At 68.4% G+C, this 22492-nt stretch carries 23 protein-coding genes; 15 read left to right on the top strand and 8 right to left on the bottom strand.

Annotated elements, in window-relative coordinates; genetic code table 11:
- The 6 genes from fliF to ACPUER_RS28340 all read left to right on the top strand — a co-directional run.
- A partial coding sequence (gene fliF, locus ACPUER_RS28365; protein ID WP_425132712.1) for a flagellar basal-body MS-ring/collar protein FliF occupies positions 1-1700 on the top strand: 1700 nt, incomplete at its 5' end.
- Positions 1690-2685: a flagellar motor switch protein FliG gene (gene fliG, locus ACPUER_RS28360; RefSeq protein ID WP_175963322.1), complete on the top strand. Its 996-nt coding sequence runs from the start codon at positions 1690-1692 to the stop codon at positions 2683-2685. The genes fliF and fliG, both read left to right, overlap by 11 nt.
- On the top strand, positions 2678-3361 hold the full coding sequence (gene fliH, locus ACPUER_RS28355; protein ID WP_175963321.1) for a flagellar assembly protein FliH: 684 nt from the start codon (positions 2678-2680) through the stop codon (positions 3359-3361). The genes fliG and fliH overlap by 8 nt, the downstream gene beginning before the upstream one ends.
- On the top strand, positions 3355-4908 hold the full coding sequence (fliI, locus tag ACPUER_RS28350) for a flagellar protein export ATPase FliI (protein WP_072437577.1): 1554 nt from the start codon (positions 3355-3357) through the stop codon (positions 4906-4908). The genes fliH and fliI overlap by 7 nt, the downstream gene beginning before the upstream one ends.
- Positions 4909-4913: 5 nt before the next feature.
- A complete protein-coding gene (fliJ, locus tag ACPUER_RS28345; RefSeq protein ID WP_072437578.1) occupies positions 4914-5372 on the top strand; it encodes a flagellar export protein FliJ in 459 nt (152 codons plus the stop codon).
- Between the two features lie 31 nt (positions 5373-5403).
- On the top strand, positions 5404-6786 hold the full coding sequence (locus tag ACPUER_RS28340) for a flagellar hook-length control protein FliK (protein WP_425132711.1): 1383 nt from the start codon (positions 5404-5406) through the stop codon (positions 6784-6786).
- A 54-nt stretch (positions 6787-6840) separates the two neighbouring features.
- Here ACPUER_RS28340 and ACPUER_RS28335 read toward each other — a convergent pair whose 3' ends face one another.
- Entirely contained in the window at positions 6841-8481 is a 1641-nt protein-coding gene (locus tag ACPUER_RS28335) for a GMC family oxidoreductase (RefSeq protein ID WP_425132710.1), read from the bottom strand.
- Between the two features lie 329 nt (positions 8482-8810).
- On the opposite strand from ACPUER_RS28335, the gene ACPUER_RS28330 reads away from it, so the two are divergent.
- Both ACPUER_RS28330 and ACPUER_RS28325 read left to right on the top strand, forming a co-directional pair.
- Positions 8811-9167 (top strand): hypothetical protein, encoded by a 357-nt coding sequence (locus tag ACPUER_RS28330; RefSeq protein WP_425132709.1) that lies wholly within the window; start codon positions 8811-8813, stop codon positions 9165-9167.
- A gap of 39 nt (positions 9168-9206) precedes the next feature.
- Entirely contained in the window at positions 9207-10649 is a 1443-nt protein-coding gene (locus ACPUER_RS28325; protein WP_175963316.1) for a coniferyl aldehyde dehydrogenase, read from the top strand.
- Positions 10650-10721: 72 nt separating this feature from the next.
- Here ACPUER_RS28325 and ACPUER_RS28320 read toward each other — a convergent pair whose 3' ends face one another.
- Both ACPUER_RS28320 and ACPUER_RS28315 read right to left on the bottom strand, forming a co-directional pair.
- On the bottom strand, positions 10722-11744 hold the full coding sequence (locus ACPUER_RS28320) for a serine/threonine protein kinase (RefSeq protein WP_425132708.1): 1023 nt from the start codon (positions 11742-11744) through the stop codon (positions 10722-10724).
- A gap of 56 nt (positions 11745-11800) precedes the next feature.
- The gene (locus tag ACPUER_RS28315) at positions 11801-12013 is read right to left on the bottom strand and encodes a hypothetical protein (RefSeq protein WP_004198969.1); all 213 of its coding nucleotides are present in this window, start codon (positions 12011-12013) and stop codon (positions 11801-11803) included.
- A gap of 813 nt (positions 12014-12826) precedes the next feature.
- Here ACPUER_RS28315 and ACPUER_RS28310 point away from each other — a divergent pair.
- A complete protein-coding gene (locus ACPUER_RS28310; RefSeq protein ID WP_425132707.1) occupies positions 12827-13708 on the top strand; it encodes a DMT family transporter in 882 nt (293 codons plus the stop codon).
- 302 nt (positions 13709-14010) lie between these two features.
- Positions 14011-14196 (top strand): hypothetical protein, encoded by a 186-nt coding sequence (locus tag ACPUER_RS28305; RefSeq protein ID WP_072437673.1) that lies wholly within the window; start codon positions 14011-14013, stop codon positions 14194-14196.
- Positions 14197-14305: 109 nt separating this feature from the next.
- Here ACPUER_RS28305 and mgrA read toward each other — a convergent pair whose 3' ends face one another.
- Entirely contained in the window at positions 14306-15349 is a 1044-nt protein-coding gene (mgrA, locus tag ACPUER_RS28300) for an L-glyceraldehyde 3-phosphate reductase (RefSeq protein ID WP_131947895.1), read from the bottom strand.
- Positions 15350-15534: 185 nt separating this feature from the next.
- Here mgrA and ACPUER_RS28295 point away from each other — a divergent pair, with 185 nt between their 5' ends.
- Positions 15535-15741, top strand: coding sequence for a DUF3185 family protein (locus ACPUER_RS28295; RefSeq protein WP_034179318.1), 207 nt, complete (start codon positions 15535-15537; stop codon positions 15739-15741).
- 144 nt (positions 15742-15885) lie between these two features.
- Here the strand turns inward: ACPUER_RS28295 and ACPUER_RS28290 are convergent, their stop codons facing one another.
- Positions 15886-16659: a phytanoyl-CoA dioxygenase family protein gene (locus tag ACPUER_RS28290; RefSeq protein WP_425132706.1), complete on the bottom strand. Its 774-nt coding sequence runs from the start codon at positions 16657-16659 to the stop codon at positions 15886-15888.
- 353 nt (positions 16660-17012) lie between these two features.
- On the opposite strand from ACPUER_RS28290, the gene ACPUER_RS28285 reads away from it, so the two are divergent.
- Positions 17013-17354 (top strand): hypothetical protein, encoded by a 342-nt coding sequence (locus ACPUER_RS28285; RefSeq protein ID WP_072437584.1) that lies wholly within the window; start codon positions 17013-17015, stop codon positions 17352-17354.
- A 111-nt stretch (positions 17355-17465) separates the two neighbouring features.
- On the opposite strand, the gene metK is transcribed toward ACPUER_RS28285, so the two are convergent.
- Complete coding sequence (metK, locus tag ACPUER_RS28280; RefSeq protein WP_175963312.1) at positions 17466-18653, bottom strand: methionine adenosyltransferase; 1188 nt, start codon at positions 18651-18653, stop codon at positions 17466-17468.
- Between the two features lie 265 nt (positions 18654-18918).
- Here metK and lpxL point away from each other — a divergent pair, with 265 nt between their 5' ends.
- Positions 18919-19803 (top strand): lauroyl acyltransferase LpxL, encoded by an 885-nt coding sequence (gene lpxL, locus ACPUER_RS28275; RefSeq protein ID WP_175963311.1) that lies wholly within the window; start codon positions 18919-18921, stop codon positions 19801-19803.
- Between the two features lie 30 nt (positions 19804-19833).
- Here the strand turns inward: lpxL and ACPUER_RS28270 are convergent, their stop codons facing one another.
- Both ACPUER_RS28270 and ACPUER_RS28265 read right to left on the bottom strand, forming a co-directional pair.
- The gene (locus ACPUER_RS28270) at positions 19834-20142 is read right to left on the bottom strand and encodes a HigA family addiction module antitoxin (RefSeq protein ID WP_175963310.1); all 309 of its coding nucleotides are present in this window, start codon (positions 20140-20142) and stop codon (positions 19834-19836) included.
- Between the two features lie 13 nt (positions 20143-20155).
- Positions 20156-20434, bottom strand: a complete 279-nt coding sequence (locus ACPUER_RS28265) for a type II toxin-antitoxin system RelE/ParE family toxin (RefSeq protein ID WP_310135687.1) — start codon at positions 20432-20434, stop codon at positions 20156-20158.
- 417 nt (positions 20435-20851) lie between these two features.
- Between ACPUER_RS28265 and dapF the strand changes: the two genes are divergently transcribed.
- A complete protein-coding gene (dapF, locus tag ACPUER_RS28260) occupies positions 20852-21721 on the top strand; it encodes a diaminopimelate epimerase (RefSeq protein ID WP_425132705.1) in 870 nt (289 codons plus the stop codon).
- 37 nt (positions 21722-21758) lie between these two features.
- Complete coding sequence (locus tag ACPUER_RS28255) at positions 21759-22484, top strand: DUF484 family protein (protein WP_310135693.1); 726 nt, start codon at positions 21759-21761, stop codon at positions 22482-22484.
- The last annotated feature ends 8 nt before the right edge of the window (positions 22485-22492 follow it).

Here is a 22492-nt window from a genome sequence, read left to right as displayed (position 1 = left end):
GCGCCGCCGCGGCCGCCGCGTTGCCGGGCGCGGGCGTCGCCGGCGCGGACTTCGGGCTCGGCGGCTTCGCGGAGCGCATTCCCGGCATCTCGCGGATGAAGGGCAACCCGAAGCTGCCGTTCCTGATCGCCGCCGCGCTCGCGATCGCCGCGATTACCGCGCTCGTGCTGTGGAGCCGGACGCCCGACTACCGCGTGCTGTACAGCAACCTGTCGGACCGCGACGGCGGCGCGATCATCACCGCGCTCCAGCAGGCAAACGTTCCCTACAAGTTCGCCGATGCCGGCGGCGCGATCCTCGTGCCGTCGAGCCAGGTGCATGAAACGCGCCTGAAGCTCGCCGCGATGGGCCTGCCGAAGGGCGGCTCGGTCGGCTTCGAGCTGATGGACAACCAGAAATTCGGCATCAGCCAGTTCGCCGAACAGATCAACTACCAGCGCGCGCTCGAAGGCGAACTGCAGCGCACCATCGAATCGATCAACGCCGTGCGCGGCGCGCGCGTGCATCTCGCGATCCCGAAACCGTCGGTATTCGTGCGCGACAAGGAAGCGCCGAGCGCGTCGGTGTTCGTCGACCTCTACCCGGGTCGCGTGCTCGACGAGGGCCAGGTCCAGGCGATCACGCGGATGGTGTCGTCCGGCGTGCCCGACATGCCCGCGAAGAACGTGACGATCGTCGACCAGGACGGCAACCTGCTGACCCAGTCGGCTTCGGCGTCCGGCCTCGACGCGAGCCAGCTCAAGTACGTGCAGCAGGTCGAGCACAACACGCAAAAGCGCATCGACGCGATCCTCGCGCCGATCTTCGGCGCCGGCAATGCGCGCTCGCAGGTCAGCGCGGACCTCGATTTCTCGAAGATCGAGCAGACGTCGGAAAGCTACGGCCCGAACGGCGTGCCGCAGCAGGCCGCGATCCGCAGCCAGCAGACCAGCAGCGCGACCGAACTCGCGCAGGGCGGCGCGTCGGGCGTGCCGGGCGCGCTGTCGAACACGCCGCCGCAGCCGGCCTCCGCGCCGGTCGTCGCCGGCAACGGCCAGAACGCGCCGCAGACGACGCCGGTCAGCGACCGCAAGGACCAGACGACCAACTACGAGCTCGACAAGACGATCCGCCATCTCGAACAGCCGATGGGCAACGTGAAGCGGCTGTCGGTCGCGGTCGTCGTCAACTACCAGCCGGTCGCCGACGCGAAGGGTCACGTGACGATGCAGCCGCTGCCGCCCGCGAAGCTCGCTCAGGTGGAGCAGCTCGTGAAGGACGCGATGGGCTACGACGAGAAGCGCGGCGACTCGGTGAACGTCGTGAACAGCGCGTTCTCGACCGCGAGCGATCCGTACGCCGACCTGCCGTGGTGGCGCCAGCCCGACATGATCGCGATGGCGAAGGAAGCCGCGAAGTGGCTCGGCATCGCGGCGGCCGCGGCGGCGCTCTACTTCATGTTCGTGCGCCCGGCCATGCGCCGCGCGTTCCCGCCGCCCGAGCCGGCCGCGCCGGCGCTCGCGGCGCCGGAAGATCCGGTCGTGCTCGACGGCCTGCCGGCGCCGGTCAAGGCCGACGACGAGCCCGATCCGCTGCTGCTCGGCTTCGAATCCGAGAAGAACCGCTACGAACGCAACCTCGACTACGCGCGCACGATCGCCCGCCAGGATCCGAAGATCGTCGCCACCGTCGTGAAGAACTGGGTGTCCGATGAACGCTGAAGGCTTGACCAAGAGCGCGCTGCTGCTGATGTCGATCGGCGAGGAAGAGGCCGCTGAGGTATTCAAGTTCCTCGCGCCGCGCGAGGTGCAGAAGATCGGCGCCGCGATGGCCGCGCTGAAGAACGTCACGCGCGAGCAGGTCGAGAGCGTGCTGCAGGACTTCGTGAAGGAAGCCGAGGAGCACACCGCGCTGTCGCTCGATTCGAGCGATTACATCCGCTCGGTGCTGACCAAGGCGCTCGGCGAGGACAAGGCCGGCGTGCTGATCGACCGCATCCTGCAGGGCAGCGACACGAGCGGCATCGAGGGCCTGAAGTGGATGGACTCGGGCGCGGTGGCCGAACTGATCAAGAACGAGCATCCGCAGATCATCGCGACGATCCTCGTGCACCTCGACCGCGACCAGGCGTCCGAGATCGCGTCGTGCTTCACCGAGCGGCTGCGCAACGACGTGCTGCTGCGGATCGCGACGCTCGACGGCATCCAGCCGGCCGCGCTGCGCGAGCTCGACGACGTGCTGACCGGCCTGCTGTCCGGCAGCGACAACCTGAAGCGCAGCCCGATGGGCGGCATCCGCACCGCGGCCGAGATCCTGAACTTCATGACGAGCGTGCATGAGGAAGGCGTGCTCGAAAGCGTGCGCCAGTACGACGCCGATCTCGCGCAGAAGATCATCGACCAGATGTTCGTGTTCGAGAACCTGCTCGACCTCGAGGATCGCGCGATCCAGATGGTGCTGAAGGAAGTCGAATCGGAAACGCTGATCATCGCGCTGAAGGGCGCGCCGCCCGCGCTGCGCCAGAAGTTCCTCGCGAACATGTCGCAGCGCGCGGCCGAACTGCTCGCCGAGGATCTCGACGCGCGCGGCCCGGTGCGCGTGTCCGATGTCGAGACGCAGCAGCGCCGCATCCTGCAGATCGTGCGCAACCTCGCCGAGAGCGGTCAGATCGCGATCGGCGGCAAGGCGGAAGACGCGTATGTCTGATTCGGCGAGCGATCGCGCGGGCACCCTCACCGCCTACCAGCGGTGGGAGATGGCGTCGTTCGACCCGCCGCCGCCCCCGCCGCCGCCCGACGACGCGGCAGCGGCCGCCGCCGCGCTCGCCGAGGAACTGCAGCGCGTGCGCGATGCCGCGCACGCCGAAGGCCATGCGGCCGGCCACGTCGAAGGCCAGGCGCTCGGCTATCGGGCCGGTTTCGAGCAGGGCCGCGAGCAGGGTTTCGAGGCCGGCCAGGCCGACGCGCGCGAACAGGCCGCGCAGCTCACGGCGCTCGCCGCGTCGTTCCGCGAGGCCGTATCGACCGCCGAGCACGACCTCGCGTCCGACATCGCGCAACTCGCGCTCGATATCGCGCAGCAGGTCGTGCGCCAGCACGTGAAGCACGACCCGGCCGCGCTCGTCGCGGCCGTGCGCGACGTGCTCGCGGCCGAACCCGCGTTGTCCGGCGCGCCGCATCTCGCGGTGAATCCGGCCGACCTGCCCGTCGTCGAAGCCTATCTGCAGGACGATCTCGATACGCTCGGCTGGAACGTGCGCACCGACGCATCGATCGAGCGCGGCGGCTGCCGCGCGCACGCCGCGACCGGCGAGGTCGACGCGACGCTGCCCACGCGCTGGCAGCGCGTCGCCGCCGCGATCGGCAAGGTGAGCACGTGGTGACGCGGTCGCCCGAATCGCTCGCGCATGACGGCATGACGCCGCTCGAGCGCGAACTCGCGCTCGCGTCGTTCGGCCCCGCTGGCGCGCACGACACCGCACACGACACGAAACCGCATGCGACCGCTTCAACGGCCGCCGCACCCGACGCCGCGCCGCGCGCGCCGCACAATCCGCATCTCGCGCACTGGCGCACGCACCTGAACGGGCTCGCCGCCCGCAGCCACCGCGCGCTGCCGCTGCGGCCGTGCGGGCGCCTCACGCGCGCGGCGGGCCTCGTGCTCGAGGCGATCGGGCTGCGCCTGTCGGTCGGCGCCGAATGCACGATCGAATTGCCGCCCGGCAGCACGCTGCCGCACGCGGAAGCGGAAGTCGTCGGCTTCGCCGGCGACCGCCTGTTCCTGATGCCGACCACCGACGTCGCCGGCGTGCTGCCCGGCGCGCGCGTGTGGCCGCTCGAAAGCGCGCCCGTCGCCGATCCGCTCGCGGGCGCGAAGCGGCTGCCGGTCGGCTGGGAGATGCTCGGGCGCGTCGTCGATGCGTCGGGCCGCCCGCTCGATGGCCTCGGCCCGCTCGCATCGAAGGTCGATGCGCCGCTGTCGGCGCCGTCGATCAACCCGCTCGAACGCGAACCGATCCACCACGTGCTCGATGTCGGCGTGCGCGCGATCAACGCGCTGCTCACCGTCGGCCGCGGGCAGCGGATGGGCCTGTTCGCGGGTTCCGGCGTCGGCAAGTCGGTGCTGCTCGGCACGATGGCGCGCTATACGAGCGCGGAAGTGATCGTGATCGGGCTGATCGGCGAACGCGGCCGCGAAGTGAAGGAATTCATCGAACAGATCCTCGGCGAGGACGGGCTCGCGCGCTCGGTCGTCGTCGCGGCGCCGGCCGACGTGTCGCCGCTGCTGCGGATGCAGGGCGCGGCCTACGCGACGTCGCTCGCCGAATATTTCCGCGACCAGGGCAAGCACGTGCTGCTGCTGATGGATTCGCTGACGCGCTACGCGATGGCGCAGCGCGAGATCGCGCTGGCGATCGGCGAGCCGCCCGCGACCAAGGGCTATCCGCCGTCGGTGTTCGCGAAGCTGCCCGCGCTCGTCGAACGCACCGGCAACGGGCCGGAGGGCGGCGGCTCGATCACCGCGTTCTACACGGTGCTGACCGAAGGCGACGACCAGCAGGACCCGATCGCCGATTCGGCGCGCGCGATCCTCGACGGCCACATCGTGCTGTCGCGCACGCTCGCCGAGGCCGGCCACTATCCGGCAATCGACATCGAGGCGTCGATCAGCCGCGCGATGACCGCGCTGATCGACGAAACGCATCTCGACCACGTGCGGCAGTTCAAGCAGATGCTGTCGCGCTACCAGCGCAATCGCGACCTGATCGCGGTCGGCGCGTACGCCCCCGGACGCGACGCGCAGCTCGACCGCGCGATCGCGCTCTATCCGCGCATCGAGGCGTTCCTGCAGCAGGGCTTTCGCGAATGCGCGCCGTTCGCGTCGAGCCTCGCCGGGCTCGATGCGCTGTTCGACGCTTACGGAGGCTGATCAAGATGGCTCACGGCTTTCCCCTTCAACTGCTGCTCGACCGCGCGCAGGAGGACCTCGACACGGCCGCGAAGCAGCTCGGCACCGCGCAGCGCGACCGCACCGCGGCTACCGAGCAGCTCGACGCGCTGCTGCGCTATCGCGACGAATACCACGCGCGCTTCGCGCAATCCGCGCAGCACGGGATGCCGGCCGGCAACTGGCGCAATTTCCAGGCATTCATCGACACGCTCGACGCCGCGATCGCGCAGCAGCGCAACGTGCTGGCCGCGGCCGAAGTCCGCATCGACGAGGCACGCCCGAACTGGCAACAGAAGAAACGCACCGTCGGCTCGTATGAAATCCTGCAGGCGCGCGGCGTCGCGCAGGAAGCGCGGCTCGACGCCCGTCGCGAACAGCGCGACGCCGACGAACACGCCGCGAAAATCCTGCGCATGCGGGCCGACGCGGCCCGCTCGTCGTAACCGACCACCGCATTCGAACGAGAGAACCGCCATGCCTCCCCTGCCCCTGCTCGGCGCGCTGATCGACACCGCCGGCGCCGCACTCAAGGCCGCCCGCGGCGCGGGTTCGTCCGGCACCGCCGCCGGCAACGATGCCGTCACGGCCGCCGGGCCGTTCGCGCAGACGCTGAAGCAAAGCGTCGCCACGCGGCGCGACGCGGCGAATTCCGCCACGCCGGATGCGTCGACGACGCAGGCCGCGTCGAAGCCGGCTGCCGGCACGAAGCCGTCCGGCACCGACGACGATCAGTCGACCGACGCCGCGAACGCCACCACCAACCCCGACGCCGGAGCGCTCGCGGCCGCCGCGGCCGTGCAGGCACAACTGCAGGCGCGCACGGACAATGCGACGCCGGCCGATGCCGCCGCTATCGCTACGACTACGGCTACCGCTACCGCCGCCGCTACCGCTACCGTGCAAAAGACGGCCGTGTCCGGCCAGCCCGATGCGACGGCCGCGCTGGCGGACCACGCGGCCGGGGATGCGGCCGCCCAGCCGGCCACGCCGGCGTCGAGCCGCGACGCGCTGCAAGCGGCGCTCGCCAAGCTGACCGGCGGTTCGGGCGCGATCGCGACGCCTGCAAGCGGCGCGACGGCTTCGACATCGGCACCGGCATCGTCGGCATCTTCTGCATCGACCGCCGCCGCACCGCTGACGCCGAAGGTGCCGACGTTCGACCGCACGCTCGCCGACGCGAAAGGGGCGCTCGCCACGCAGCAGACGCCGACGCAGGCCACCGCGCAGGCGCTGCAGGCCGACGCGAGCGCGCAGACCGGCGCGCAGCATGCGCTCGCGGCCGCCAGCGACGCAACGGACCCGGCCGCCAGCGCGACGCTCGCGGCCGGCGCATCGGCTGCGGCCGCGGCGCAGGCGAACCTGCAGTTGTCGCCGGCGGCGAGCGCGATCGCCGCCGCCAACACGCACGTGCTCGCGCCGCACGTCGGCACCGCCGACTGGACGGACGCGCTGAGCCAGAAGGTCGTGTTCCTGTCGAACGCGCACCAGCAGAGCGCCGAGCTGACGCTCAACCCGCCCGATCTCGGGCCGCTGCAGGTGGTGCTGCGCGTCGCGGACAACCACGCGCACGCGCTGTTCGTGTCGCAGCATGCGCAGGTGCGCGACGCGGTCGAAGCCGCGCTGCCGAAGCTGCGTGAAGCGATGGAAGCGGGCGGGCTCGGGCTCGGCAGCGCGACCGTCAGCGACGGCGGCTTCGCATCGCAGCAGCAGAACCCGCAACAGACCTTCGCCGGCGGCCAGTCGCCGCGCCGCGGGCACGGCGGATCGTCAGCCGTCGATGCACCCGCCGACGCTGCGCAATCCGCACCGGCCGCCGCGAGCGTGAGCCGCGCCGGCCTCGTCGATACGTTTGCATAGGGCCTGTTCCCGCCAATAACGGGCTTGCGCCGGCCGCCGCCCGGTGCGCGCCGCTCAGCGGCCGTGCACCGCCGCGGCCGCCTCGCCGCGCGGCACGCCGCCCCTGCGCGCCGCGACGATGAAGTCCGCCGCGCGTTCGCCGATCATCACCGACGGCGCATTCGTGTTCCCGCCGACCAGCGTCGGCATCACCGACGCATCCACCACGCGCAACCCTTCGACGCCGCGCACGCGCAGTTGCGGATCGACGACCGCGCGCGCATCGGAGCCCATCCGGCACGTGCCGACCGGGTGATAGATCGTGTCGGCATGCGCGACGATCGTCGCGCGCAGCTCGGCTTCGCTCTGGTCCGCCCGCGTGTACAGCTCGCGCCCGCCCTGCGATGCGAGCGGCGCCTGCGACAGGATGCGGCGCATCGCCTGCGTGCCGCGCACGAGCAGGTCGAGATCGCGCGTATCGCTGAAGAAACGCGGATCGATCAGCGGCGCGTCGCGCGCATCGCCGCTCGCGAGCGCCACCGTGCCGCGGCTGAACGGCCGCAGCGCGCATACGTGCAGCGAATAGCCGAAGCCCCAGTGCATCTTGCGGTTGTGGTCGTCGACGAGCGCCGTGCAGAAATGCAGCTGCAGGTCGGGACGCTCGAGCGACGGATCGCTCTTGATGAAGCCCCCGGCCTCCGCGACATTGCTCGTCATCATCCCCGTGCGGCTCGAGAAATAGCGCGCGAGTGCGGGTGTCATCTTCGCGATCCCGCGCAGGCACACGCCGACCAGTTCAGACGAATTCACGCGCGTGTTGATGATGAAGTCGATGTGGTCGATCAGGTTCGTGCCGACGTCCGGCGCATCCTGCACGACCGCGATCCCGTGCCGGCGCAATTGCTCCGCCGGGCCGATCCCCGAGCACATCAGCAGTTGCGGCGAATTGAACGCACCGGCCGACAGGATCACTTCCGCGCGCGCGCCGAGCGTCTCGACGCGGCCGTTGCGCGATATCGCGACGCCGACCGCGCGCTTGCCGTCGAAGCCGACGCGCAGCACCGTCGCATCGGTGATCACGTGCAGGTTCGGCCGGTTGCGGCCATAGATGTAAGCACGCGCGACGCTGCAGCGCGAACCGTCGCGGTGCGTGACCTGATAGAAGCCGACGCCTTCCTGCGTCGCGCCGTTGAAGTCGTCGTTCAGCGGATAGCCGGCCGCGTGCGCGGCCTGGATGAATCGTTCGGAGAACGGATTGCGAAAACGCAGATCCGACACCGACAGCGGGCCGTCCGCGCCGTGCCACGCATCGGCGCCGCGCTCGTTGCCTTCCGCGCGGCGGAAATACGGCAGCACGTCCTGCCAGCCCCAGCCCGTTGCGCCGAGCCGCGCCCACTCGTCGTAGTCGCCCGGGTGGCCGCGCGTATAGATCATCGCGTTGATCGCGCTCGAGCCGCCCATCCCGCGCCCGCGCGGCTGGTAGCCGCGCCGCCCGCCGAGGCCCGGCTGCGGCACCGTCTCGTAGCCGTAGTTCGTGCCGAGCTTGAACGGCACCAGCGCCGCGATGCCGACCGGCATGTTGACGAGCAGGTTGCGCTCCGTATGCGGGCCGGCTTCGATCAGCGCGATCGTCGCGTCGGGGCAGGCATCGGCGAGACGGCCTGCCAGGCTCGAACCGCCCGAACCGCCGCCGACGATGATGTAGTCGTATTGCATGTCGCGTCTCCGTCGTGTCATGGAAGGCGCCCGGCACCGCCGCGCGACCGCGTCCCTGTAATGTTCGGGCATTGTAGGAATGGCCGTGATGCGCGCGGCGCGCGGATTCAAGAGCGATTCCTCTAAACGCCCGCGTGAACTAAATTTAAGATGTATCGATTCGCTTTGCGCGACACGCCGGCCACGAGAAGCCGATCCGTCGCGAAACGGGAGAGACGACGATGCAGCGCCAGGTTCTGCAGGCCGCGTGCCGACCGGGTTGCCCGGATGCGACGCGCGTGGCCCGCATTTCATTTCAAACGACTGCCCGCGCGGGGACCTGCAGCGACATGCGCGCGGCCGATCGAAATCGAACGGCGCGCGTGGTCGCCGACCGTTTGGACGGCTGGCTGCCGCAGCGGCACGATGCGCTGCGACCCGCATTGGCGTGCGCGTTGCACTGCCCCGCTTCGCTGCACCGGCAAGCGCTCGTGCTGCAGCGTCGCGTGCCCGGCAGCAGTCGTATCGCGCGGCACGCGAACACGCCGCGGTGCGATTTTCGGATGCGGATACCGTCGCGCGGATGCGACGCCCGCCCCACGCTGCAACCGGTTTTCGAGCATGCGTCGCATCAGGCCCCGCGCCGCGCGACGCGCACCACCCCGATCCGCGTCGCCGCGCTCGCCGAGCGCTCGCGTGCGGCGTGACGGCTGGCCGACAAGCCAGGCCCAACTGGAGGAGACAACATGAAGAACGACCTGCCCGAACTGGCCCCGCAAGCACTGTCGCCGGCCGACGCGCTGACATCGCTGCTGCGCGACCAGCGCGCGGCCTACCTGCGCGCACCGTACCCGGCATGGGAGACGCGCGCGCAGCACCTGCGCGCGCTGCGCACGATGCTGATCGACAACGCGGACGCGCTCGCCGAAGCGATCAGCGCCGATTTCGGCCATCGCGCGAAGCAGGAAGTGCTGCTGTCGGAAATCTGGATGGCGAAGGAAGAGATCGACGACGCGCTCAAGCACGGCAAGCGCTGGATGAAACCGATCCGCAAGCCGATGAACAAGTGGCTGCGCCCGGCGCGCGCGAAGGTGATTCCGCAGCCGCTCGGCGTGGTCGGCATCGTCGTGCCATGGAACTACCCGGTGCTGCTCGCGGCCGGCCCGCTGATCTGCGCGCTCGCGGCCGGCAACCGCGCGATCGTCAAGATGTCCGAACTGACGCCGCGCACGTCGGCGCTGTTCGAGCAATTGATCGCGAAGACCTTCACGCGCGACCACGTCGCGGTCGTGAACGGCGATGCGGAGGTCGGCGCCGCGTTCAGCGGGCTGCCGTTCGATCATCTGCTGTTCACCGGCTCGACGCAGGTCGGCCGCCATGTGATGCGCGCGGCCGCCGACAACCTCACGCCCGTCACGCTCGAACTCGGCGGCAAGTCGCCGGCGATCGTCGGACCGAATGCACGCTTCGACGCGGCCGTCGACGCGATCGTCGCGGGCAAGACGCTGAACGCGGGCCAGACCTGCATCGCGCCCGACTACGTGTTGCTGCCGCGCGGCATGGAAGCCGCGTTCATCGAGCGGGCGCGAGCACGATTCGCGAAGATGTATCCCGACCTGTCGGCCAACGGCGACTACACGACGATCGTGTCGCCGCGCCATTACGCGCGGCTGCAGCAACTCGCGAGCGATGCGCAGGCGGCCGGCGCGCAACTGCACCCGCTGTCCGACGCGCAGTCCGACCCTGCGTCGCGCCGCTTCGTGCCGTGCGCGATCACGCAAGTGCCGGCCGCGTCGCAACTGATGCAGGAGGAAATCTTCGGGCCGCTGCTGCCGCTCGTGCCGTACGAGCGGCTCGACGAGGCGATCGCATACGTGAATGCGCGCCCGCGTCCGCTCGCGCTCTATCTGTTCGACGAGGACGGCGGCACGATCGACCGCGTGATGCACGAAACGATCTCGGGTGGCGTGTCGGTCAACGAAACGCTGATGCACATTGCGTGCGGCAGCCTGCCGTTCGGCGGCGTCGGTGCGAGCGGCATGGGTGCGTACCACGGCTACGACGGCTTCGTGACGTTCTCGAAGATGAAGCCCGTGCTCACGCAGGCGCGCCTGAACGCGCGCAACCTGCTCGCGCCGCCGTACGGCAAGCGCTTCGCCGCGCTGATCAAGCTGATGCTGAAGTTCTGAACCGGACGGGCCGCGCGCATCGCGCCGCGGCCCGCGCAAGCCTGCCGCGCGGCGCCGGTGCCGCGCGCGCCGTCACACGGGCCAGAGCGGCCCTTCCTGCATCGCGCCGATCTGCTCGCGCAGTTCGAGCACGCGCGCTTCCCAGTAACGATGCGTGTTGAACCACGGAAACGCGGCCGGGAACGCGGGATCGTCCCAGCGCCGTGCGAGCCATGCCGCGTAGTGGATCAGTCGCAGCGTGCGCAGCGCTTCGACGAGATGCAGCTCGCGCGGCTCGAATTCGCAGAAATCCTCGTAGCCGGCCAGCAAGTCCGCCAGCGCGCGCGACGCGCCTTCGCGGTCGCCCGGCAGCAGCAGCCACAGATCCTGGATCGCGGGCGCCATCCGGCTGTCGTCGAAATCGACGAAGTGCGGGCCGCCATCGGTCCACAGCACGTTGCTCGGATGACAGTCGCCGTGCGTGCGCAGCAGGCGAATCTCGCCCGCACGTTCGAACGCGGCCTCGACACCTTCGAGCGCGAGCGCGACTGCCGTCTCGTACGCGGGTCGTACGTCATCCGGAATGAAATCGTGCGCGAGCAGGTAGTCGCGCGGCTCATGGCCGAACGTCTCGATGTCGAGCACGGGACGCGCGACATACGGCTGCGTCGCGCCGACCGCATGAATCCGGCCGATGAAGCGGCCGAGCCATTCGAGCGTGTCGCTGCGATCGAGATCGGGTGCGCGACCGCCGCGCCGCTCGAAGATCGAGAAACGAAAACCGTCGAACGCGTGCAGCGTGCGGCCGTCGAAAGTGCGCGCAGGCACCGCCGGAATCTCGCGCTCGGCGAGTTCGGCAACGAACGCGTGCTCTTCGAGGATCGCATCGTCCGACCAGCGCGCCGGGCGGTAGAACTTCGCGACGACCGGCGGGCCGTCTTCGATGCCGACCTGGTAGACGCGGTTTTCGTAGCTGTTGAGGGCGAGCAGGCGCCCGTCGGTGCGCAGGCCGGCCGGCATCAGCACGCTGTCGAGCGCGTCGAGCACGCACTCGGGCGTGAGGCCGGCGAACGGCGGGCCGGCGGGAGAAGCGGGAGCGGAAGTGGCGTCTGTCATGCCCCGCATTGTGCCGCCAGCCGGGCCGAAAGACGAGCGTCCGGTGCGGTGTTCGCTTAGTGGAGCGCCGCGCCGGCCGGCAGCACGGATTCGCCGGTGTCGATCAGATCCTCGAGAAAGAACGGCTCGGTGTTGAGTTCTTTCGACTCACCCGGCACGCCCGCGTACCAGGTCACCATGGCCATGTCGCCCAGGATGCGCTGGACGATGCCGCGCGCGCCCTTCGGCACCGCGATATGGGTAGTGCAGACAATCGACCCGACATGCATGATGGTTCCCCACTCTTGAATCTTGAAACCCGGCCCGCTGGCGAGCCGGCAAATGCGCGATCCGCGCCGCTCTCGACGGAGCGTTGCGCGTAATCCCATTGTTCACGGTTTATCGAAGCGCGAAAAGAAGAAGAAGCAAGCGAAGTGCCGCGAATTCGTCGAATGTCTCCAATCAACCACTGCGCCGCCCGTGCGCTTGCACGGGCGGACACCCCCATCATACCCTGTCGAATGTGACTGCCCGCCGAATCCGCCCGGCACTGCGGCGCACCCGCGATCGACGCAATGCGCATATTGTTTGCCGCGTGCCGGGCCGCCAGGAGATTTCGCGTGACCGAGCCTGCCGGAACCACGCCGCTTGCCTCGCACGCTACAGCCTCCTTCCCCCGTCTCGAACACGGCTCGCGCAGCCGCCGCGCACAAGCGTCGCCCGGCATCACCGCAACGCGTCTTTCGCCATGCGGGGCCGCCGACAGTTGTTGCGCCGGATGCCGGCCTTGCAGTACCTTTGACGTTCATTCGCGTTCAACCGCATTCCGACACGATGCATCCGCTCACGTCCGCCCTCGCAAAATCCCGGCCGCAGTTCGACGCGCGGCCGCAGGCATGCGCGCATCCGTCGGTCCTCCCGCCTCCTGTCGCACCGCCGCTCGTCGGCGCCGCGCCGCCCCCTCCGGCGGCACGCGCCGGCTGACCAGCCGGCTTCCGTTTCGTCTTTCATTCGCCCGTCGGCTTCGTTCGTGCGTCTTGACGCACGGCGCCTTGCTGCGCGCGCGGATGGAACGTTCCGATCCGTTCGACAGGTGGATTCACATGGTTTCGTTCAAACGCGCGCTTGCCGCGCATGGAGCGACGTCGCTCTTCGTGCTGCTGTGGAGCAGCGGCGCGATCTTCGCTGAACTCGGTCTGCGTCACGCATCCGCGTTCGTCTTTCTTACCGCGCGTTTCGCGCTCGCGTCGCTCGTGCTGCTCGCACTGGCCTTCGTGCGCAAACGCTGGCTGCCGCCGCACGGCGAGCGGCGCATGGCCGCGCTGACCGGCTTGCTGATGATGGGCGGCTATTCGATCTTCTACCTGCTCGCGCTCGAGCGCGGGATCGCACCGGGCGTACTCGCAACGATCCTCGGCGTGCAGCCGATCCTCACGCTGGCGATCGTCGAGCGGCACTGGCAGCCCGTACGCGTCGCGGGGCTCGCGCTGTCGCTGGCCGGTCTCGCGATCGTGGTAGGCCGCGGCGTGGGCGCCGCCGGCCTGCCGGTCGCGGGCATCGCGTGCGCGCTCACGGCGCTCGTCGCGCTGACCGTCGGCTCGCTGCTGCAAAAACGCGTACGTGCGGCACCCGCCGACGTGTTGCCGCTGCAGAATGCGATCGGCCTCGCGCTGTGCGTGGCGATCGTGCCGTTCCGGCCGATTTCGTTCGACATGAGCTGGGCGTTCGTCGTGCCGCTCCTGTGGCTCGGCATCGTGATTTCGGTGATCGCGCAACTGCTGTTCTACCGGTTGATGCAGCGCGGCGATCTCGTCAACGTGACGAGCCTGTTCTATCTCGTGCCCGTCGTCACCACGCTGATGGATGCCGTGTGGCTCGGCAACCGGCCCGAACCGCTCGCGCTCGCCGGTATGGGCGCGATCATTGCCGGGCTCGCGCTCGTGTTCCGCGCGCCGGCCGCACGCACGCAACCCGACCGCACATAAGCGGACAGGCCGCCGCGCCCGCAGGTGCGGCGGCCTGCATCGGACACATACGACAATTCCGCGAAAATCGAAAGGAACGGGAAAGATGCGTGCAAGGCGTTCGTCGAATTTGCGGGAAAAATGCGCGACTCGCGAGGCTTTCCGCTGATTTTTAATGGTTCGGATAGCGAAAACATCGCCGGGTTGCCTATACTCGAATTGACCGCCCCGCTCGCAATCGGGTCGGACCAATACTAGAAATACCCGGCATGGGGCCGAAGTAAGCGCTGAAGCGCCAACTCCGGCCGACACTGGAGACACGCATGACTACCTATTTCACGATCGGCGACTTCATTCTGTTGATCCCGATGGCGCTGGCCGGAGCGCTATTTCTCGGCGCGGTGCCATGCGCAACCGAATTCCGCCACAACCTGATGCGCGTGCTGGGCGTCATCCTCGGCGTCGGCGTCGCGGTATTGCTGGTCGAAGGCTTGCCAGCACTGCTCTAGCCGCGCGCCCCGTGCCTGACGCGCATCGCTGCGCCGCATCGATGCGACGTGTTGTCTGCAAGACGGTGATACTGGCATGCGATGTTTCGCATGCCGTATCGACTGCCGGTCAGATCGCCTGATCGGTGGATGGCTTTTCCCACAGATTGATGCCGCCTTCCGTCGCGTAACGATCGATCTCCGCGAGTTCCTCCGCCGAGAATTCGAGGTTCTTCAGCGCGCCGACGTTTTCACGCACCTGCTCCGCACGGCTCGCGCCGATCAGCGCGGACGTCACGCGGCCATTGCGCAGCACCCACGCAAGCGCCATCTGCGCGAGGCTCTGACCGCGCCGTTCGGCGATCGCGTTGAGCTTGCGCACATGCTCGAGGTTGTCCGCGCTCAGGTGATCCTGCTTCAACGAGCCGCCGCCCGGCTTGTTCACGCGCGCGTCGGCCGGCACGCCGTTCAGGTACTTCGACGTGAGCAGCCCCTGCGCAAGCGGCGTGAACGCGATGCTGCCCGCGCCGACGTCGTCGAGCGCGCCGAGCAGGTCGCTCTCGATCCAGCGGTTCAGCATGTTGTACGAAGGCTGGTGGATCAGCAGCGGCACCTTGTACTGCGCGAGCAACTCGGCCATCTCGCGCGTCTTCGCCGCCGAATACGACGAAATGCCGATGTAGAGCGCCTTGCCCTGCTGCACGGCCGACGCGAGCGCGCCCGCCGTTTCCTCGAGCGGCGTGTGCGCGTCGAAGCGGTGCGAATAGAAGATGTCGACGTAGTCGAGCCCCATCCGCTGCAGGCTCTGGTCGAGACTCGCGAGCACGTACTTGCGAGACCCGCCGCCGCTGCCGTACGGCCCCGGCCACATGTCCCAGCCGGCTTTCGTCGAGATCAGCAACTCGTCGCGATACGGCAGGAAATCCTCCTTCAGCAGCCGGCCGAAGTTGGTTTCGGCGCTGCCGTACGGCGGCCCGTAGTTGTTCGCGAGATCGAAGTGGTTGATGCCGAGGTCGAACGCGGTGCGCAGGATCTCGCGCTGCGTCGAGATCGGCGTCGAGTCGCCGAAGTTGTGCCACAGGCCGAGCGACAGCGCGGGCAGTTTGAGCCCGGATTTGCCGCAGGTGCGGTATTGCATGTCCGCATAACGTTCGGAAGCTGCTTCGTAGGCCATGAGTATTTCCCGTCAGGACGTCGGAGGGAGGGGCGCGCGCCGGCCGCGCACAGGGCGCGACGGCGGCGAAGAAAACGCACGACGGCTATGGTAACGAAGGCGGCCGATGCGCGCACGGCGATGGACGCGACCGCGGTCGTCGCCTACACTGCGGCGTCTCGAATCACCGTTTCAGCGAGGTTGGTATGTCCCGCGTCATCTCGGTTGCGCTGCTCGTCGGCGGCGTCGTGCTGCTGTATTTCGGCGGCCAGTCGTTCCATTCGATCAACGACAACATGTCGCGCCTCTTCACCGGCTCGCCCGCCACGAAGACGATCCTGCTGATCGTGGGCGGCGCCGTCGCTTCGTTCGTCGGCCTGATCGGCCTCGCGATGCCGGGCGGCAAGCGCTGATCGCGCAGCCGCGCGAACGGCCCGCGTCACCCTGATCGGGCCGCGCAAAACGAAACGGGCGGCCAGGCCGCCCGTTGCTTCATTCGCCCGCGATGCGCCGCATCGCGTGATCGTCGCGGCCTCGCCGCGCCGACCGATCCGCACCTAGAACTGCACTTCCGGCTTCGCCGCCGAGCGCGTGCCGGGCACCGGCCGGTTGCTCGCGCCGTGATACGTGTACACGAGCGAGAACTTCACCTGGTTGGAACGGTTCTGCCCGGCCGAATGCAGCGTGTTGCTGTGGAAGAACACGACGTCGCCCGCCTGGAGCGACGGGCACGTGGCCGCGTCGATCATCTTCCGGTTCTCCGGCAGGTCGCTGCGGAAGAACTTCGCATCGTCAAACGCTTCAGGCCCGAATTCGGCCGTATGCGAACCCGGCACGAGCCACAACGCACCGTTCTCGTTCGTTTCCGGCCCCAGCGCGAGCCATACCGACACCATGTCCGAACGCTCGAACGCCCAGTAGCGGAAGTCGCGATGCCAGCCCGTCAGGCTGCCGTACGCGGGGTGCTTCGTCATCATGCAGTTATGATGCGCGCGCGACAGCACGGGCTCTTCGCCGAAATACTCACGCATCCACGCGCCGATTTCGGGTGCGATCGCGCGCTCGGCGAATGCCGGATCGCGCGAGTACGCATCGAGCAGCCGCCGCACCGTGTGCCCGCCCGGCGCATGCTTCGAATCGGGTGCGCCCGGGTAGCGCAGGTCCGCCTCGAACTCGATCGGCTCGACAGCCTCCTGCAACTGCCGCTCTGCAATCCGCTTGAGCGCCGCGCATTGCTGCTCGCCGACGAGGCCACGCGCGACGACGAACCCGCGTTCGCGCAATTCCGCGACTTGCGCGCGGATCGATTCCGACTGCAATGGAGACGACATGGGATGCCAGACGTTTATTGTGTGAATGTGACGATTGTAAATCGGCGCCGGATGCCGCGAACAGCGCCATTGTCGTACGCAGGGGCATGCCAATCGCCGATTTGATCTGGCGCAAGGGAACTGTGCGGCACGGCGCTGGCCTCACCGACAGGCGGTATGCGGCACACGCCTTGCGGCACAAGGGTTTATCGCGACTTTTGCCCGTCATGAATCCCCTGTAGCCTGTCGCGGCCTGTCAATTCTGGCGGGCGCGGCGCGCAGCGGCTTTCGATATGATCCGTTGCGTCATCCGAGGCCGTTCATACCAGTGCGCTCTTCAAGGGCGCCATCCATACAAGCGAAGCATCGTTCACATGCCATTCCGTCTGACTTCCCGTCTCAACCGCGCTGCGAAGCGCGTCGCGCCGTCCGCTCCTGCCCGCCCGCTGCGCCATCACCGCGCACGCACGCAGGCGCTGGCCGAGCGCGCGCCCGCGCACGGCCGGCTCGACGGCATCCGCGCGTGGTTCCACGCGTTTTTCTCGATGATGAGCGCGCAGACGTTCGCACGCCGTGCCGGCCTGCGCTCGCTGCTGCAGAAGCCGTCGTCGCTGCGCGCGCTCGCGCTGCGCCGCGCGCTCGGCCCGCAACGCCGCGTCAACCGCCCGCGCCGCCTCGCGGCCAGCAACGGCTGGTTCGGGTTCGGTGCGCGCTGAAGCAGCGCCGACGGGCACTGCCCGCCATGATCGCCGCCGTTGCGCCGGCGATCGGAATCCATAAAAAAACCCCGGCAATGCCGGGGTTTTTTCGTTTCGGGCAAACGACGCTTACGCGACGCGTGCCGTCGGCTCCACGCCGGCCGCTTCGGCCAGCGCGAGCGCCTTGTCGGTCGCTTCCCACGAGAATTCCGGCTCTTCGCGGCCGAAGTGGCCGTAAGCAGCGGTCTTCTCGTAGATCGGGCGCAGCAGGTCGAGCATCTTGATGATGCCCTTCGGACGCAGGTCGAAGTGCTCGCGCACGAGCTTCGTGATCACCGCATCCGACACGCGGCCCGTGCCGAACGTGTTGACCATCACCGAGGTCGGCTCGGCAACGCCGATCGCGTACGACACCTGGATCAGCGCGCGCGACGCGAGGCCGGCGGCGACGATGTTCTTCGCGACGTAGCGGCCTGCATACGCAGCCGAACGGTCGACCTTCGACGGATCCTTGCCCGAGAACGCGCCGCCGCCGTGCGGTGCGGCACCGCCGTACGTATCGACGATGATCTTGCGGCCCGTCAGGCCGCAGTCGCCCTGCGGGCCGCCGATCACGAACCGGCCGGTCGGGTTCACGAGGAACTTGATGTCGCCCTTGATCAGGTCGGCCGGCAGCGTCGGCTTGATGATTTCCTCGATCACGGCTTCGCGCAGCGCGGGCAGCTCGATGTCCGGTGCGTGCTGCGTCGACAGCACGACGGTGTCGATCGAATCGGGCTTGCCGTCGACGTAGCGGACCGTCACCTGCGACTTCGCGTCCGGACGCAGCCACTGCAGGCGGCCGTCGCGGCGCAGGCTAGCCTGGCGCTCGACGAGACGGTGCGACAGGTGGATCGGCAGCGGCATCAGTTCCGGTGTTTCGTCGCACGCATAACCGAACATCAGGCCTTGGTCGCCCGCACCCTGGTCGAGGTTGTCGTCGTGGGCACGATCGACGCCCTGGGCGATGTCCGGCGACTGCTTGTCGTATGCGACGAGCACCGCGCAACCCTTGTAGTCGATGCCGTAGTCGGTGTTGTCGTAGCCGATGCGCTTGATCGTGTCGCGCGCGATCTGGATGTAATCGATGTTGGCCGTCGTGGTGATTTCACCGGCCAGCACGACGAGACCCGTGTTGCACAGCGTTTCCGCCGCAACGCGCGAATATTTGTCCTGCTCGAGGATGGCGTCGAGAATCGCGTCCGAGATTTGGTCCGCGACTTTGTCCGGATGGCCTTCGGAGACGGATTCGGACGTGAAGAGATAATCGTTTGCCACTTTTTCAGGCTCCTGTGTGGTTACGGTTGGTTTCACGTAGCCAGCTTCGTTGGGCCTGAAGCGGCGACGCTTTAGCGGATTACCAGGACCGGGCAGCGCGCTTCGCGCCAGCCGGCTTCGCCCCGCAAGTTGTCAGTTAACTCGGCGAAGCCCGTATTATAGCGGCTTTCCTGAATTGTCACAGAGCGCCGCCCGTGCTGTTTCTTCCGCTGTCTTACCACCCTGCTCGCAACGCGCCGGCCATCCGGCCCCACGGAGGTGCCGCATGCTAGGCCGCCTCGGCACGCATCTCGCCATCGGCTTCCTGAAGCTGCTCGCCCTGTTGCCGTACGGCCTGACCGCGCGGCTCGGCGACGGTCTCGGCTGGATGCTGTACCAGATCCCCAGCCGGCGAAAACGCATCGTACACACCAACCTGAAACTCTGCTTCCCGGACTGGAGCGACGAACGGCGCGAGGAAGTGGCCGGCCTGCATTTCCGCCATGCGATCCGCAGCTACGTCGAGCGCAGCGTGCAGTGGTTCGGCTCCGCGAAGAAGCTCGAGAAGCTGATCCAGGTCGACAGCGCGGTCGACCTCACCGATCCCGACCTGCCGCCGACGCTGTTCCTCGGCCTGCACTTCGTCGGCATCGAAGCCGGTTCGATCTGGCTCAACCGGTCGCTGCAGCGCCGCTGCGGGTCGCTTTACCAGCCATTCTCGAACGCGGTGCTCGAGGAAGAAGCGAAGAAGGCGCGCGGGCGCTTCGACGCCGAGATGGTCGGCCGCGCGGACAGTGCGCGCGTCGTGCTGCGCTGGCTGCGCGACCGCAAGCCCGTGATGCTCGGCGCCGACATGGACTACGGGCTGCGCAACTCGACGTTCGTTCCGTTCTTCGGCGTGCCGGCCTGCACGCTGACGGCCGTCGGCCGGCTCGCGAAGACGGGCCGAGCGCAGCTCGTGCCGTTCATCGGCGAGGTGCTGCCGAACTACAAGGGCTACCGGCTGAAGGTATTCAAGCCGTGGGATCGGTACCCGACCGGCGACGACGATCTCGACGCGCGGCGGATGAACGAATTCCTCGAGGAACAGATCCCGCTGATGCCCGAGCAGTACTACTGGGTCCACAAGCGCTTCAAGACGCGCCCGCCCGGCGAGCCGAGCCTGTACTGACCCTGCCGGGCGAAACCCGCGGGCGCGCCGTCATGCGCGCGCCTGCGCTCGCGCTCTCGCCACCTTCGGCGCGCCTTTCGCGCGCGCCTGCCAGAGATCGAACGCAACCTGCTGCGCGAGCCATAGATCCGCACTGCCGCCGCTGTCCTCGCCCAGCCACGCTTCGAGACGCAGCGCCATTTCCGGCGAGATGCCGGCATGGCCGTGCAGGATCCGCGACAGCGCCGCGCGCGTCACGCCGAGCTGCGCGGCGGCCTCGGTGACGGTCAGGCCGAGCGCCGGCAGCACGTCATCGCGCAGCGCTTCGCCCGGATGGGGCGGATTGAAGATGCGTGTCATGGCTTAAATCACCTCAGTGGTAATCCTGGTAATTCACCAGGACGACATCGGAGCCCTCAAACCTGAACGTCAGGCGCCAGTTACCGCTCACGCTCACCGCGTAGTAACCTTCCAGCCCGCCGGCAAGACCGTGGAACCGCCAGCCCGGCACGTTCATGTCGAGCGGCCGGCTCGCCACGTCGAGACGGGCAAGCTGGCGCCGCAGTCTTGGAGCATGGTCCGGCAGGATGCCCGCCTTGCTCCCGTTCATGAAAAACGCTTCCAGCCCCTTGTGCTGCCATGACTTGATCATGGACCTCCCACACTCAAGTCGCGATGTCGACAGCATGGCCTACAGGCGTATAGCCAGACTATACGAATCGCTTGATAACCTTGTCAATTTGACCCGTACGAAAACGCTCATCCGGGTCGTCCCGTGCTTTTACCGTGCGTCGGGCACGCATCGCCAAGCCTCGCCTGCGCTGCGACAACGCCCACCACACTGCGTCAATTTGTCCCCTCGCCGCTGACGCGACCAGTCGACCGATCGACAGATACCGCCCATCCCATCTCCACTGGCGACGCGAAACGCCCGCCCGTGCGGGACGCCCCTGTCGGCTGCATGTATCATTTACGGCTGAGATCAGCACGACGAACGAGACCGCCCGGCATGGCCGCGGGCCGTTCGCGTCGTGCTGGCCGCCTTGTTCGCCATGGAATCCCGGACCCAGTGAAACTCTCGTTCACCAAGATGCACGGCGCGGGCAACGACTTCGTCGTGCTCGACGGCTATTCGCGCGCGTTGCCGCCGCTCACCGAAGCGCAGGTGCGCGCGCTCGCCAACCGGCACTTCGGCATCGGCGCCGATCAGTTGCTGCTCGTCGAAAAACCGACCGTCGAAGGCGCGGATTTCAAGTACCGGATCTTCAACTGCGACGGCGGCGAAGTCGAACACTGCGGCAACGGCGCGCGCTGCTTCGTGAAATTCGTCAGCGACCGCGGCCTGACCGACCAGCGCAGCGTGCGCGTGCAGGTCATGAAGGGCTTGATCACGCTGACGCTGCAGGACAACGGCGAAGTCGTCGTCGACATGGGTGCGCCCGTGTTCGCGCCGGCACAGGTGCCGTACGATGCGTCGGGCCTCGACGGCCGTACCGAAGGCCGCGACACGCTGTGGCCGCTCGACGTCGGCGGCGCGACGCGCTGGATTTCGACGGTGTCGATGGGCAATCCGCATGCGGTGCAGGTCGTCGACGATGTCGAAGCGTATCCCGTGCTGGAAGAAGGCCCGCTGATCGAGCGCCACGCGCGCTTCCCGCAGCGCGTGAACGCCGGCTTCATGCAGATCGTGTCGCGCAATGAAGTGAAGCTGCGCGTGTACGAGCGCGGCGCGGGCGAGACGCTCGCGTGCGGCACGGGTGCGTGCGCGGCGGTCGCGGCCGGCATCCGGCGCGGCCTGCTCGATTCGCCGGTGACCGTGCACACGCACGGCGGCACGCTGACCATCGGCTGGGACGGCGCGCGCGACGAAACCGCCGCGCTGATGATGGCCGGGCCCGCCACGACCGTGTTCGAAGGCGAGATCGACCTGAACGCCTGACCCTGCAACGTCCTTGATAATTGAACGCTCCAGCCACATGAACGATCGCGAAGTCGCCGACTACCTGCTCGCCAATCCCGAATTCTTCGCGCAGCACGCCGAACTGCTCGCGACGATCCGTCTCGCGAACCCGCACGGCAAGGCCGCGATCTCGCTGCAGGAGCGGCAGATGGAGATGCTGCGCGACAAGAACAAGCATCTCGAGCGCCGCCTCGCCGAACTCGTGCGCTATGGCCACGAGAACGACAGCCTGTCCGCGAAGTTCAGCCGCTGGACCGCACGCGTGATCGCGGAACGCGATCCGTACGCGCTGCCGCGCACGATCGCCGACGGCATCGCCGACGTGTTCGACGTGCCGCAAACCGCGCTGCGCGTGTGGGACGTCGCCGACACCTACGCGCAGGCCGACTTCGCGCGCCAGGTCGGCGAGGAAGTGCGGCTGTTCACGAACGGCCTGTCGACGCCGTACTGCGGCGCAAACACGGGCTTCGAGGCCGCGCAGTGGCTCGCGCCCGCGGTAGCCGCCTCGGCCGCGAATGCGGCGGAAGGCGCTGAAGCCGCGCCGGCCGGCGACGGCTCGGCCGCATCGGTCGCACTGCTCGCACTGCGCGCGCCGCTCGCCGGCGCCGACGCGCCCGCGTTCGGCCTGCTGGTGCTCGGTTCGCCCGATCCGCGCCGCTTCCACGACGGGATGGCCACCGACTTCCTCGCGCAGATCGCGACGCTCGCGAGCGCGGCGCTCACGCGCCTGCTGCCGCACTGACCGCGCAC

The sequence above is a fragment of the Burkholderia sp. DN3021 genome, assembly GCF_049805555.1.
GTDB lineage: Bacteria > Pseudomonadota > Gammaproteobacteria > Burkholderiales > Burkholderiaceae > Burkholderia > Burkholderia pyrrocinia_C.
This window is presented reverse-complemented; position numbering and strand designations above follow the sequence as displayed.